This is a genomic window from Parvibaculum indicum, from assembly GCF_011762095.1.
In the GTDB taxonomy this organism is placed as follows: domain Bacteria; phylum Pseudomonadota; class Alphaproteobacteria; order Parvibaculales; family Parvibaculaceae; genus Parvibaculum; species Parvibaculum indicum.
The window spans coordinates 351,549-364,486 of record NZ_JAASQO010000001.1 but is presented as its reverse complement, the minus strand read 5'-3'; the positions used below and the strand labels follow the sequence as shown (position 1 = coordinate 364,486).

General features: G+C 62.6%; 12 protein-coding genes. 10 read left to right on the top strand and 2 right to left on the bottom strand.

Annotated elements, in window-relative coordinates; genetic code table 11:
• Positions 1-55: 55 nt before the first annotated feature.
• Positions 56-487: a 50S ribosomal protein L17 gene (gene rplQ / locus FHS78_RS01805; protein ID WP_167089666.1), complete on the top strand. Its 432-nt coding sequence runs from the start codon at positions 56-58 to the stop codon at positions 485-487.
• 250 nt (positions 488-737) lie between these two features.
• Positions 738-2,153: a DegQ family serine endoprotease gene (locus tag FHS78_RS01800; protein WP_246220298.1), complete on the top strand. Its 1,416-nt coding sequence runs from the start codon at positions 738-740 to the stop codon at positions 2,151-2,153.
• 6 nt (positions 2,154-2,159) lie between these two features.
• Here FHS78_RS01800 and bfr read toward each other — a convergent pair whose 3' ends face one another.
• The gene (gene bfr, locus FHS78_RS01795; RefSeq protein ID WP_167089662.1) at positions 2,160-2,642 is read right to left on the bottom strand and encodes a bacterioferritin; all 483 of its coding nucleotides are present in this window, start codon (positions 2,640-2,642) and stop codon (positions 2,160-2,162) included.
• 93 nt (positions 2,643-2,735) lie between these two features.
• The gene (locus tag FHS78_RS01790) at positions 2,736-2,942 is read right to left on the bottom strand and encodes a (2Fe-2S)-binding protein (RefSeq protein ID WP_167089660.1); all 207 of its coding nucleotides are present in this window, start codon (positions 2,940-2,942) and stop codon (positions 2,736-2,738) included.
• A 171-nt stretch (positions 2,943-3,113) separates the two neighbouring features.
• Between FHS78_RS01790 and FHS78_RS01785 the strand changes: the two genes are divergently transcribed.
• From FHS78_RS01785 to FHS78_RS01750, 8 genes are all read left to right on the top strand, one after another.
• Positions 3,114-4,418, top strand: coding sequence for a replication-associated recombination protein A (locus FHS78_RS01785; RefSeq protein ID WP_167089658.1), 1,305 nt, complete (start codon positions 3,114-3,116; stop codon positions 4,416-4,418).
• Positions 4,415-4,795 carry a fluoride efflux transporter CrcB gene (gene crcB, locus FHS78_RS01780; RefSeq protein ID WP_167089656.1) on the top strand — a complete coding sequence of 127 codons (381 nt, stop codon included), beginning with the start codon at positions 4,415-4,417 and terminating at the stop codon, positions 4,793-4,795. Before FHS78_RS01785 ends, crcB begins: the two co-directional genes overlap by 4 nt.
• Positions 4,792-5,790 carry an RluA family pseudouridine synthase gene (locus FHS78_RS01775; protein ID WP_167089654.1) on the top strand — a complete coding sequence of 333 codons (999 nt, stop codon included), beginning with the start codon at positions 4,792-4,794 and terminating at the stop codon, positions 5,788-5,790. The genes crcB and FHS78_RS01775 overlap by 4 nt, the downstream gene beginning before the upstream one ends.
• Positions 5,787-6,479 carry an HAD family hydrolase gene (locus FHS78_RS01770; RefSeq protein WP_246220297.1) on the top strand — a complete coding sequence of 231 codons (693 nt, stop codon included), beginning with the start codon at positions 5,787-5,789 and terminating at the stop codon, positions 6,477-6,479. The genes FHS78_RS01775 and FHS78_RS01770 overlap by 4 nt, the downstream gene beginning before the upstream one ends.
• Positions 6,480-6,490: 11 nt before the next feature.
• Positions 6,491-8,299 (top strand): AsmA family protein, encoded by a 1,809-nt coding sequence (locus FHS78_RS01765; RefSeq protein ID WP_167089652.1) that lies wholly within the window; start codon positions 6,491-6,493, stop codon positions 8,297-8,299.
• A 7-nt stretch (positions 8,300-8,306) separates the two neighbouring features.
• The gene (locus FHS78_RS01760) at positions 8,307-9,116 is read left to right on the top strand and encodes an ATP12 family chaperone protein (protein ID WP_167089650.1); all 810 of its coding nucleotides are present in this window, start codon (positions 8,307-8,309) and stop codon (positions 9,114-9,116) included.
• Positions 9,117-9,366: 250 nt separating this feature from the next.
• Positions 9,367-10,899, top strand: coding sequence for an acyl-CoA carboxylase subunit beta (locus FHS78_RS01755; RefSeq protein WP_167089648.1), 1,533 nt, complete (start codon positions 9,367-9,369; stop codon positions 10,897-10,899).
• Between the two features lie 11 nt (positions 10,900-10,910).
• Positions 10,911-12,926 carry an acetyl-CoA carboxylase biotin carboxylase subunit gene (locus FHS78_RS01750; RefSeq protein WP_167089646.1) on the top strand — a complete coding sequence of 672 codons (2,016 nt, stop codon included), beginning with the start codon at positions 10,911-10,913 and terminating at the stop codon, positions 12,924-12,926.
• Positions 12,927-12,938 lie beyond the last annotated feature (12 nt).

The following is a 12,938-nucleotide window of genomic DNA, read 5'->3' as shown; positions in this document are numbered from 1 at the left end:
CGTTTGAGTTGACCGCAGCGTCTGGGAGACGCCGCAATAGACAAGGAGACGGGTCATGCGTCACGGAAATTCCGGCCGCAAGCTCAACAGGACGGCAAGCCATCGCAAGGCGATGCTCGCCAATATGGCTGTCGCGCTGATCAAACATGAGCAGATCGTTACGACGCTGCCCAAGGCGAAGGAGCTTCGTCCCTATGTGGAGAAGCTGGTGACGCTCGGCAAGCGTGGCGACCTCCATGCCCGCCGCCAGGCCTATTCGGCCCTGCCGGACAAGGAATGGGCTGCGAAGCTGTTCGACGTGCTGGGCCCGCGTTATGCGGAACGCAATGGCGGTTACACCCGTGTGCTGAAAGCCGGCTTCCGCCATGGCGACAGCGCGCCGATGGCCGTGATCGAGTTCGTCGACCGCGACGAAACGGCTCGTGGGCAGGATTCCGGCCCGGTCTATGTCGAAGGCGAGCAGGAAGCGGAGCTCGAGAACGCCTGATCATTCAGGGCGATCGAAGAATTCAAAGGGGCGGTTGCTTTGGGCAGCCGCCCCTTTCGTTTTGTGACAATTCGGTCAGATCGCCGATCGGCGCTTGAAAGCGGTGCGGCGAACCCGGAAAATCCGTTTGCGGCGGTTGGAATGGACGGGTGGAATGAGAGGCCATGAGCCACCTGTCGGTTTCTGCCGGGGGGCGAGCCGTATGTTGGTGGAGATTATGTCGCAATCGTCATTTGGGAGCGTATTGCTGATGCTGGTCACGGCGATCGTGCTCAGCGTTACGCTGGCGCTTTTCCCGTGGAGCTGGAGCAAGGCGCACGCCGAAACGCAGGTGCCGCAGAGCCGCGAGCAGATCCAGCTCTCCTACGCGCCCGTCGTGAAGCGCGTCGCACCCGCGGTGGTGAATGTCTATGCGCGGCGCGTGGTGAAGGAGCGGGCCTCGCCGCTTTTCAACGATCCCTTCTTCCAGCGGTTTTTCGGCGGTCCGTTTCAGGGCGGCCCGTCGCGCGAACGTGTGGCGCAATCTCTCGGCTCCGGGGTGATTGTTTCCGAAGACGGGCTCATCGTGACCAACAATCATGTCATCGATGGCGCGCAACAGCTCACCATTGCGCTGACGGACCGACGCGAATTCGACGCGAAGGTGGTGCTCGCGGATAAACGCACCGACCTTGCCGTGCTGAAGATCGACACGCAGGGCAAGGATCTGCCTTATCTGAAGTTCCGGGACTCAGACACGCTCGAAGTGGGGGACCTGGTCCTTGCCGTGGGTAATCCGTTCGGCGTGGGGCAGACGGTCACCACGGGTATCGTTTCGGCGCTGGCGCGCACGCATGTGGGCGTTTCCGATTATCAGTTCTTCATCCAGACCGACGCGGCGATCAATCCGGGCAATTCCGGCGGAGCGCTCGTCACGATGGATGGCAAGCTTGCCGGCATCAATACGGCGATCTTCTCGCAATCGGGCGGCAGCGTCGGTATCGGGTTTGCCATTCCGGGCAATATGGTTCGCCTCATCGTGGACGGCGCGCGCGATGGCGGCCATATCGAACGGCCCTGGCTCGGCGCCCAGCTTCAGGAGGTCGACAAGGAGATGGCGGGATCGCTCGGCATCGACCGGCCCGGCGGCGGCATCATTCGCGACATCTATCCCGACGGGCCCGCTGCGCAGGCCGGCCTGAAGGTCGGCGATGTTATCCGGGCGGTAGACGGGCACGACGTCATCGACCCGGCGGCGGTGCGCTACCGCTTTGCCACGAAGGGGCTCGGCGGCAAGGCGGATGTCTCCTATATGCGCGACGGCGAATTGCGCACGGCGCGCGTCACGCTTGCGGCGCCGCCGGAAGATCCGCCTGCGCATGAAACCGATATCGACGGACGCAATCCGTTTTCGGGCATGCGTGTCGCCAATCTTTCGCCCGCGATTGCGGACCGCCTCGGCCTGTCGGTGATGGGCGGGCAGGGCGGCGTGGTGGTGCTCGACGTGGAGCAGGGGTCGCCCGCCTCGCGTATCAAGTTCCAGCGCGGGGATGTGATCCTGGAGGTCAATCGGCGCAAGATCGGACAGGTAAAAGACCTGACCGGCCTTCTCGGCACCAGCCGTGCGCAATGGGATTTTTCAGTTCGCCGGGGCGACCGGGTGTTCAATGCGATGGTGAGCGGGTAAGGCGCCTCAGCTTTCGTCGCCTTCGCCGATCTGGGTCTGGAGATAGTTTTCGCTGCCGACCTTCTTCGCCAGCTCGAGCTGGGTTTCAAGGAAGTCGATATGGTCTTCCTCGCCTTCTAGAATGTCCTCGAAGAGTTCGCGGGTGACATAGTCCTTGGCGCCTTCGCAATAGGCGACCGCCTCGCGATAGAAAGCCTGCGCTTCCATCTCCAGCTTCAGGTCGCATTCGAGGCACTCGACCACGTCCTCGCCTATATAGAGCTTGCCGAGATCCTGCAGATTGGGCAGGCCTTCCAGGAAGAGAATCCGCTCGATGAGCTTGTCGGCATGCTTCATCTCATCGATGGATTCTTCGTATTCCTTGTCCGCGATGCGCTTGAAGCCCCAGTCCTTGAACATGCGGGCATGCAGGAAATACTGATTGATGGCGGTCAGTTCCATCTTCAGCGCCCGGTTCAGATACTCGATGACCTTGGTGTCGCCTTTCATGGGGTGCCTCTTGGATCACGCAGGGAGGAATCGCGCATCATCGTCCCCCTTCAGGCGAACGGGGTCAAATGATGAAAAGACCGGCTCTGCGGATTAATCGGCAGCTTGAACGGAGGAGGCGAGAGCGGTTTCGAGCTTCGACTCGGCGATCAACTCTGCAAGGCTCGGCAGGCAGCGGCCGCATTGAGCCTTGCAGCCATGGGCGCGGTGAAGGGCGGCGGGCGTTGCAATATGCGGCGCAGTCGCGAGCGTTTGCTTCACGGAGCGGTCGTTAATGGCATTGCAGACGCAGACGATCATGTCGATGGCCTTCCCTTCGCTCGGGAATTCTCCCGATTCCAGTGTCTTTATGTCATGGCTGCATCGTTATTGCAAGGCATTCGCAATTGCAAATTGTCGCAGGCCCAACTTTTTGCAGCGGCTTTTCCGGGTGTGGGTGAGTGTGCCCGGCAAACGTGATAAATCCCGCCCATGAGCAATCTTTTTGAAGCAGCCGGGATGGATGAGGGGGCGCCGCGTCCGCTCGCCGACAAGCTGCGCCCGCAAACGCTGGAAGAGGTGGTCGGCCAGGCGCATCTGCTGGGCGAGAAGGGGCCGCTTGCGCGGATGCTGGCGTCCGGGCACCTCTCCTCGATCATCCTCTGGGGGCCGCCGGGCACGGGCAAGACGACCATCGCCCGGTTGCTGGCGACCCGGGTGGGGCTTCATTTCGAGCCCATGTCGGCGATCTTCAGCGGCGTGGCGGATCTCAAGAAGGTGTTCGACGCCGCCCGGGCCCGCCGTCAGACGGGGCAGGGAACGCTCCTCTTCGTGGATGAAATTCACCGTTTCAACCGGACCCAGCAGGATAGTTTCCTCCCCGTGATGGAGGACGGCACGGTGACGCTGGTCGGCGCGACGACAGAGAACCCGTCCTTTGAGCTTAACGCGGCGCTTCTCTCACGCGCGCAGGTGCTGGTGCTGAACCGGCTCGACGATTCCGCGCTGGAAGAATTGCTGGCGCGAGCCGAGGCGCATAAAGGTCGCCCGCTGCCGGTAACCGACGATGCGCGGGCGAGCCTGCGCGCCATGGCCGATGGCGATGGCCGCTATGCGTTGAACCTCGCCGAAGAGGTCTATGCGCTGGCGCCGGACGAGCCGTTCGAGACGGCCGATCTCATTGCCGCGATCCAGCGCCGCGCGCCGCTCTACGACAAGGGCCGGGAAGGACATTACAATCTCGTCTCCGCGCTTCACAAATCCATTCGTGGCTCCGATTGCGATGCGGCGCTTTACTGGCTGGCGCGTATGCTCGTCGGGGGTGAAGACCCGCTCTTCATCGCAAGACGGTTGGTGCGCGCTGCGATCGAGGATATCGGCCTGGCCGACCCGGAAGCGGTGCACCAGGCGTTGGCGGCCAAGGAGGTTTTCGATTTCCTCGGTTCACCGGAGGGCGATCTGGCGCTGGCGCAGGCGACGATCTATCTCGCCACCGCGCCCAAATCGAATGCGGGCTACAAGGCGTTCGGTGCCTCGAAACGCGCGGCCAGGGAGACGGGTTCCGTCTCGCCGCCGGCCCACATCCTCAATGCGCCGACGCGGCTCATGGAAGATCTCGGTTATGGCGCAGGCTATGAATACGACCATGACGCGCCCAATGCGTTTTCGGGGCAGGACTATTTCCCGGAGGAGATGACGCGGCAGAAATTCTACTCGCCGGTGGATCGCGGCTTCGAGCGCGAGATCGCGAAGCGGTTGGCCTATTGGCAGAAACTCAGACAGGAGAAGGGTCAGTGAACGGACTTTTCGCAGTGGCAATCGGCGGTGCGGTCGGCGCGAGTGGGCGATACTTGCTTACCGCGCAGATGCTGCATTGGTTTGGTCCGAATTTTCCTTGGGGCACGTTCAGTGCGAATGTGATCGGTTCTTTCATTATGGGCTTTGTCGCGGAAGGGCTGGCGCTGAAATTCCACTTCTCTCCCGAAATGCGCAGCTTCGTCATGACGGGCCTTCTCGGCGGCTTCACGACCTTTTCCGCTTTTTCCCTCGACGCGGCCAACATGATGGAGCGCGGCGACGGGCTTCTGTCCATGCTCTATGTGGGCGGCTCGGTGGTGGGTGCAATCGCTGCGCTCTTTGCCGGGCTCTATTTCGTACGGCTGGTTCTCGTATGAGCGCTGTCGAGCAGATCGAGGTTTCGCAAGACGAAGACGGGACACGGCTCGACCGCTGGTTCAAGCGCCGTTACCCGGCGCTGACGCATGGCCGTCTCGAAAAGCTCCTGCGCACGGGGCAGGTTCGCGTGGACGGTGCGCGGGCCAAGGCCAATCTGCGGCTCGAGGCCGGGCAGACGGTGCGTGTGCCGCCGATGGGAGAGGATGTCGAAAAGCCCGCTCCGAAGAAGGAGCAGACGCTTACCGCGACCGATGCCGATTTCGTTCGCTCGCTTGTCATCTATCGCGACGATGATGTGATTGCGATCAACAAGCCGGCGGGGCTAGCCGTGCAGGGCGGAACCAAGACCGAGCGTCATCTGGACGGGATGCTGGATGCGCTCAAATTCGATGCGAAAGAACGGCCGAAGCTGGTGCACCGGCTGGACCGAGATACCTCCGGCGTGCTCGTGCTGGCGCGTCATACGAAAGCCGCGACGGAGCTTGCCCGTGCCTTCAAACAGAAGGATGCACGCAAGGTGTATTGGGCGCTGGTCGTCGGCGTGCCCTCGCCGCAGCGAGGCACGATCAAGCTGGCGCTGTCCAAGCAGGGCGGCCCGCGGGCGGAGCGTGTGTTCCCCGCCGCCAAGGGCGATCCCGAGGGTAAATATGCCGAGACGCATTATGCGGTCGTCGCAACGGCGTCTTACAAACTTGCCTGGGTCGCTTTCATGCCGATGACGGGGCGCACCCATCAGATCCGCGCTCATGCGGCGGCCATCGAAACGCCGATTGTCGGCGACGGGAAATATGGCGGTGTGAAAGCGCATCCGGGCGGCGAGATCCCACGCCAGCTTCACCTGCATGCACGCTCGCTCGACATTGCGCATCCGGCAGGCAAGGGAAAACGCCTTCACCTTGTGGCGCCCTTGCCGCCGCATATGCAGAAGAGCTGGAAGTTGCTCGCCTTCGATATGGAAGACGACGAAAACCCGTTCGAGGAGCTGGAGCTTTGAGCGATCGTCTGAAACTCGTGGTTTTCGATTGCGACGGCACGTTGATCGACAGCCAGCACATGATCGTCGCCGCCATGACTCATGCCTTTGCCAGGCACGAGATGGAGCCGCTTCCGCGCGAACAGGTGTTGTCGATTGTCGGGCTTTCGCTGGACGAGGCGATCGCGACGCTGGTGCCGCATGTGGAGCTTTCCAGGCGAGACGAGCTGACGCTTGCCTATAAGGATGCGTTTTTCGAATTACGCAAGCGAGCGGATCTGGTGGAGCCGCTGTTCGAGGGTGCGCGGGCCGCGCTGGAAGGGCTTTATGGCATCGACCATGTACTGATGGGGGTGGCGACCGGCAAATCGCAGCGGGGACTCCGGCACGCACTGGAGGCGCATGGGCTCGGGCGCTATTTCGTGACCCTCCAGACGGCGGACGATGCGCCGTCCAAGCCGCATCCGGAAATGCTGCGCCGCGCCATCAGAGAGGCCGGGGTGGAGCCCGCCGACACCGTGCTGGTAGGCGATACGACCTATGACATGGAGATGGCCCGGGCGGCGGGCGCATATGCGCTGGGTGTCGATTGGGGCTATCATGAAACGGATATGCTGAAGCGCGCCGGGGCGGGAAAAGTGCTTACCCATTTCGACGAGCTTCTGCCGGCACTCGACCGCTTATGGGCGGCGGAAGCGCCAACGGGATAGGAGATGGTGGCATGAAGGGTCTGCTGAAGGTTCTCGTCGTTCTCGTCCTTGTTTTCGGGGGCGCGCTGGTCGCGCTCAGCTTCGTCGATCTCGGGCGCTTTTCGCCGCAGATCGAGCAGGCTGCGAAAGAGGCTACGGGGCGGGAGCTCAAGATTTCCGGTCCGCTCCATATCGGCGTTTCGCTGGTGCCCACCGTCGTTGCGGAGAATGTGAGCTTCGCCAATGCCGATTGGGGCTCGCGTCCCAATATGCTCACCGCCAGGAAGCTCGGCATCCAGGTCGCGCTGGTGCCGTTGCTGGGCGGTAAGCTGGACGCGCGTTCGGTGGAGATCGACGGCGCGGACATTTATCTGGAGACGAACAGGAAGGGTGTGGGCAATTGGGAGCTGTCGACCGGCACCGCGCCCGAGCCTGCGCAATCCGAAGAGTCTTCCGGCGGTCCGAGCCTGGCTGGCATCCCGGATGTGAATATTACCGATCTCGCCATCACCTATCGCGACGGCGTGACGGGCAAGGTGAACGAAGCCAGCTTCGACGAAGTGCGGATCGATCCCGGGTTCGCCTCGACCGACGTCAAGGTCACGGGTGAGGTGAACGGCACCGAGGTTTCCCTGGCCTCGGTCGTTTCGGGAGATGCCTCGGACCTGTCGCTTGAAGATACGGCGCTTGCGATCGGCGATACCAGCGTCAGCGGCGATCTCTCGTTGAAGCGCGGTGCGAACAAGAGGATGGTGCTGAAGGGTGCGTTCACGAGCCCCGAGCTCGATGTGACGCCGCTGTTGAAAGGCGGCCGGAGCGGCGCCGCGCCGGCCAAGTCGGACGGCAAACTCTTCAGCCGCGATCCGCTTCCTTTCGATGCGCTGGAAGCGGTGGACGCCGATCTCGACCTTTCCATCGACAGGCTCGTTTATGGCGGGGTGACGCTCACGGCTCTCAAGGCGCCGCTCAAAATAGAGAAGGGCAGGCTCGATCTGCCGCTGAGCGTGCACTATCTGGATCGTCCGGTCACGGTGGATATCGGTGTCGACGGAAAGGCAAAATCGGTGAGCCTCGATGCAACATCTTCCGCCCTGGATTTCGGCCGGCTGCTGAAGGATGCGGAGGTAACGGACCTTTTGAGCGCCAAGGCGGATTTCGGCGCGTCGCTTCGCGGGCGTGGCGCCTCGCTCCATGCGATCGCGGCCAGTGCAAGCGGGCAGACCAATTTCGCGCTGGGCGAGGGAAGCATCAATTCTCGCGCCTTCGCCATGGTGTCGGACGATCTGGTGAATGTTCTCATTCCCAACGGCAAGAGCGGCGAGCGGGCGAAGCTCGTTTGTGCGCTCAGCCGGTTCGACTTCAAGAACGGCGTCGGCACGTCGAAGGCGCTGGCGCTGGAGACGAACAGCCTCGTCACAACGGGCGGCGGCACGGTCAATCTCGGGTCTGAATATGTCGACCTGTTGTTGAAACCGAAGCCGAAGAACCCCTCCCTCGTCAGCCTTGCCTTCCCGGTGCGGCTTTCCGGTCCGCTGACTGCGCCTTCCGCCGGACTGGACAAGACGGGTGTGGTGAAGGGCGTAGCGACGGCGGTGGCCGGTACCGCCCTGACGGGTGGGATCGGCGCGCTGCTGCCGCTGATGAGCACGGGCGATCAATCCGTGGCGAGTTCCGGCGGTTGCGCCGCGCTTGCGGCGACGGCGGCCAAGGACAGCGGCGTGACCGGCATCGTGAAGGGCGTCGGCGAGACGGTCGGCGGTGCCGCCAAGGGCGCCGTGGAAGGTGTCGGCGGCGCGCTTGAGGATGTCGGCAAGGGCATTGGCGATCTATTCGGCAAGTAAGGATTTCATGCAGGACGACAACGACAAGAGCGGCGGCATTTTCGATCTCGCCGGGCGGAAAGAGGGCGACGAACAGGCCGCCCATCCCGGCGGACAGAAGCTCAGAAAGCTGCCCAAACGCTTTTACGAGAAGGCGGAGGCCGCGCCCGGGGAAGGCGGGCACACGGTGCTGCTGGACGGCAAGGGTGTGAAAACTCCTTCACGCCGGTCGCTTGTCGTGCCGAGCGAGGCGCTGGCCCGTGCCATGGCAGAGGAGTGGAACGCGCAGACCGAGGAAATCGACCCCCGCGTCATGTGGTTCACACGGCTTGCCAACACCGCGCTCGATCTCGTGGAGCCGCGACATGACGTCGTGACGGAGGAAATCGTCAAATATGGCGGTTCGGATCTTACCTGTTACCGGGCGGAATACCCCGAAGGGCTCGTGGCCCTGCAGGCGGCGCATTGGGACCCGGTGCTGACCTGGGCGCGGGACGAGCTCGGGGCCTCCTTTGTCACGACCAGCAGCATCATTCAGGTACCGCAGGACGCCGATGCGCTCGACCGGCTGCGTCGCGCCGTGGCCGGCCTCGACGCCTTCCGGGTGGCGGCGCTCCACAATATGACCACGCTGACGGGCTCGGCCCTGATCGCGCTGGCCATGGTGCGGGGCAGGATGGACGCGGAGGCGGTCCATCAGGCAGCCCATGTCGAGGAAGCCTGGGCCGTGCAGCTTTGCGGCGAGGATGAGGAGGAGCGAATCCGCCTTGAAACCCGCCGCTCGGAGATCGCCGATACGGCACGGTTTCTGGCCTTGCTGGACGAGGGAGCGGTCTGACGCAGCGTCGGCGCGCCGGGGAACCGGAATAGCCTCGGAAAACCGCCGTAAACTGCCCGTACCATTGGCAATTTCTCGTACAGGGTGCTATTGAAAGCGCCTCGCACAAGGATGGCGTCCGCAGCCGCCCTGCGCCTCAGATCGGGGGGGAGGGGCAGGCCGTTTCCGGCGCCGGATAATGTCATCACGCCCGGCCACAGCCCGCCTGATTTCCAGCGGCGGGAAGCCAGCCAGCAAATAAGGGGGCGGCATGAAGGAAATTCTTCGCCAGCTTGAGGAGAGGCGTGCCACGGCGCGGCTCGGCGGCGGTCAGAAGCGCATCGACTCGCAGCATTCCAAGGGCAAGCTGACGGCCCGCGAACGCATCGAGCTTCTGCTCGACGAGGGCTCCTTCGAGGAGTTCGACATGTTCGTGGAACATGACTGCCACGATTTCGGGATGGACGGGCAGAAGATCCCCGGTGACGGTGTGGTCACCGGCTGGGGCACCGTCAATGGCCGCCCTGTCTATCTTTTCGTGAAGGATTTCACCGTCTTCGGCGGTTCGCTGTCGAAATCCCATGCCCGCAAGATGACCAAGGTGCAGGACATGGCGCTGAAGACCGGTGCGCCGATCATCGGTCTGTTCGACGCGGGCGGCGCGCGCATTCAGGAAGGCGTGGATGCGCTGGGCGGCTATGGCGAAGTGTTCACGCGCAACGTGCTGGCCTCGGGCGTGATCCCGCAGATTTCCGTCATCATGGGCCCCTGCGCGGGCGGCGACGTTTATTCGCCGGCCATGACCGACTTCATCTTCATGGTGCGCGATACCTCCTACATGTTCGTGACCGGCCCCGATGTGGTGAAGACGGTGACGAACGAGACCGTGACGTCGGAAGAGCTGGGCGGCGCGTCCATCCACACGGTGAAGTCTTCCGTCGCGGACGGTGCCTGGGACAATGACGTCATCACGCTGGGGCAAATTCGCCGCCTGATCGACTTCCTGCCGTCGTCGAACCGCGATGAAGTGCCGGAGCGTCCGTTCTTCGACGACGCGAACCGCAGCGAGCGCTCGCTCGATACGCTCATCCCCCGCAACCCCAACATGCCCTATGACATGAAGGAGTTGATCCTGAAGACGGTGGACGAGGGCGATTTCTTCGAACTGCAGGAAAACTTCGCCAAGAACATCGTCACCGGTTTCGGCCGCATCGAGGGCCGCACGGTGGGCATCGTCGCGAACCAGCCCATGGTACTGGCGGGCGTGCTGGACAGCGATGCGAGCCGCAAGGCCGCGCGCTTCGTACGCTTCTGCGACTGCTTCGATATTCCGATCGTTACCTTCGTCGACGTGCCGGGCTTCCTGCCGGGGACGGCGCAGGAATATGGCGGCCTCATCAAGCATGGCGCGAAGCTGCTCTTTGCCTATACGGAAGCGACGGTGCCGAAAGTGACCGTCATCACCCGCAAGGCCTATGGCGGTGCTTATGACGTGATGTCGTCCAAGCATCTGCGCGGCGACATCAACTATGCCTGGCCGACCGCCGAGATCGCGGTGATGGGTGCCAAGGGCGCGGTGGAAATCATCCACCGTCAGGACCTTGGCGACGATGAAAAGATCGCATCCCACACCAAGGCCTATGAAGATCGCTTCCTCAACCCCTTCGTCGCGGCGGAGCGGGGCTATATCGACGAAGTGATCATGCCGCATTCCACGCGGCCGCGGCTTGCCCGCGCGCTCGCGCTCCTTCGCGACAAGGAGCTCGAGAATCCCTGGAAGAAGCACGACAACATTCCGCTCTGAGGGCGATCTCCATGTTCAAGAAAATCCTGATCGCCAACCGAGGCGAAATTGCCTGCCGCGTCATCAAGACGGCGCGTGCCATGGGCATCAAGACGGTGGCCGTCTATTCCGAGGCGGATGCCGATGCACTTCATGTCGAGATGGCGGACGAGCATGTGTTCCTCGGCCCGCCGCCGGCGTCGGAATCCTATCTGATCGCGGACAAGATCATCGAAGCCTGCAAACAGACGGGTGCCGAGGCGGTTCATCCCGGCTACGGCTTCCTGTCGGAAAACGCGAAATTCGCGCAGGCGCTGGCCGATAACGGCATTGCCTTCATCGGGCCGAACATCAAGGCCATCGAGGTGATGGGCGACAAGATCGAGTCCAAGAAGTTCGCCAACGAGGCCAAGGTCAACACGGTGCCGGGCTATCTCGGTGTGATCGAGACGGCGGAAGAGGCGGTGAAGATCGCCAACGACATCGGTTATCCGGTGATGATCAAGGCGTCGGCCGGCGGCGGCGGCAAGGGCATGCGTATCGCATGGTCTGAATCGGAAGTGGCGGACGGGTTTGCCTCCTCCATGTCCGAGGCCAAGTCGAGCTTCGGCGACGACCGCGTCTTCATCGAGAAATTCGTGACGCAGCCGCGCCATATCGAAATTCAGGTGCTGGCCGACAAGAAGGGCAATGCGATCTATGTGGTGGAGCGCGAATGCTCGATCCAGCGCCGCAACCAGAAGGTGATCGAGGAGGCGCCGTCGCCCTTCCTCGACGAGGAAACCCGCAAGGCCATGGGCGAACAGGCCGTGGCGCTCGCAAAGGCCGTGAACTATGAGAGCGCGGGCACGGTGGAGTTCATCGTCGACAAGGACAAGAACTTCTATTTCCTCGAAATGAACACGCGCCTGCAGGTGGAGCATCCGGTGACGGAACTCATCACCGGCATCGACCTTGTGGAACAGATGATCCGCGTCGCCAATGGCGAGGAACTGAAGATCAAGCAGTCGGATGTGGAGATCAACGGCTGGGCGATGGAAAGCCGCATCTATGCGGAAGATCCGTACAGGAACTTCCTGCCGTCCACGGGGCGTCTGGTGCGTTACCAGCCACCGCAGGAGGGGACGGAAAAGGGCCTTACCATCCGCAACGATACCGGCGTCTTCGAGGGCGGCGAGATTTCGCTGTTCTACGACCCGATGATCGCCAAGCTCTGTACGCATGGGCCGGACCGGCTCTCCGCCATCGACCATATGTCGAAGGCGCTGGACAGCTTCCATATCAAGGGGATCGGTCACAATATCCCGTTCCTCGCGGCGATCATGGAGCATCCGCGTTTTCGCGAAGGCCGTCTGACGACGAATTTCATTCCCGAGGAGTATCCCGACGGCTTCAAGGGCGTGGACCTGGCCGATGAGCGCGCCGTCATGCTCGCCGTTATCGCCGTGCATATGAACAAGCTGCATGCGGACCGCGCGGTTCAGATTTCCGGTCAGTTGCCCAACAGGCCGCGTGTGCTGCCGACGGAGTGGATCGTGTCGCTGGACGAGTGGAACCAGCGTGTTTCCGCCACGGATGTGGCGGCGGGGCTGGAAGTCTTCTTCCTCGATGAAAACGGCAAGCGGCTCTCCGAGCATCTGGTGCGGTCGGACTGGACGCCAGGGCAGGCCGTCTGGCAGGGCATGATCGACGGCAAGGAATATGTCGTCGAGACGGACCGCGCCAAGCAGGGGTATCTGCTGCGTTATCGCGGTGCGACGGCCAATGCCGTCGTCCATACGGTGCGCGGCTATGCGCTTGCAGCGCTGATGCCCGAACTCAAGGTTGCCGATACATCCAAGATGCTTCTCTGCCCCATGCCGGGCCTTGTAAAGAAGCTGCACGCGGAGGTCGGCCAGGAAGTGAAGGCGGGCGAAGCGCTTGCCGTCGTCGAAGCCATGAAGATGGAAAATATTCTCCGCGCCGAAGTGGACGCGGTGGTGAAAAGCATCGAGTGTGAAGAAGGCGACAGTCTGGCGGTCGATGCCGTCATTATGGAATTCGAATAGGCGTTCCTTTCG

What these genes read in the sequence shown, in the direction of transcription:
- FHS78_RS01755 (WP_167089648.1), top strand. Translation starts at nt 9,367, where the DNA reads ATGAAGGAAATTCTTCGCCAGCTTGAGGAGAGGCGTGCCACGGCGCGG.
- FHS78_RS01765 (WP_167089652.1), top strand. Translation starts at nt 6,491, where the DNA reads ATGAAGGGTCTGCTGAAGGTTCTCGTCGTTCTCGTCCTTGTTTTCGGG.
- FHS78_RS01785 (WP_167089658.1), top strand. Translation starts at nt 3,114, where the DNA reads ATGAGCAATCTTTTTGAAGCAGCCGGGATGGATGAGGGGGCGCCGCGT.
- bfr (WP_167089662.1), bottom strand. Translation starts at nt 2,642, where the DNA reads ATGAAAGGCGACACCAAGGTCATCGAGTATCTGAACCGGGCGCTGAAG.
- rplQ (WP_167089666.1), top strand. Translation starts at nt 56, where the DNA reads ATGCGTCACGGAAATTCCGGCCGCAAGCTCAACAGGACGGCAAGCCAT.
- FHS78_RS01790 (WP_167089660.1), bottom strand. Translation starts at nt 2,942, where the DNA reads ATGATCGTCTGCGTCTGCAATGCCATTAACGACCGCTCCGTGAAGCAA.
- FHS78_RS01750 (WP_167089646.1), top strand. Translation starts at nt 10,911, where the DNA reads ATGTTCAAGAAAATCCTGATCGCCAACCGAGGCGAAATTGCCTGCCGC.
- FHS78_RS01760 (WP_167089650.1), top strand. Translation starts at nt 8,307, where the DNA reads ATGCAGGACGACAACGACAAGAGCGGCGGCATTTTCGATCTCGCCGGG.
- FHS78_RS01800 (WP_246220298.1), top strand. Translation starts at nt 738, where the DNA reads ATGCTGGTCACGGCGATCGTGCTCAGCGTTACGCTGGCGCTTTTCCCG.
- FHS78_RS01775 (WP_167089654.1), top strand. Translation starts at nt 4,792, where the DNA reads ATGAGCGCTGTCGAGCAGATCGAGGTTTCGCAAGACGAAGACGGGACA.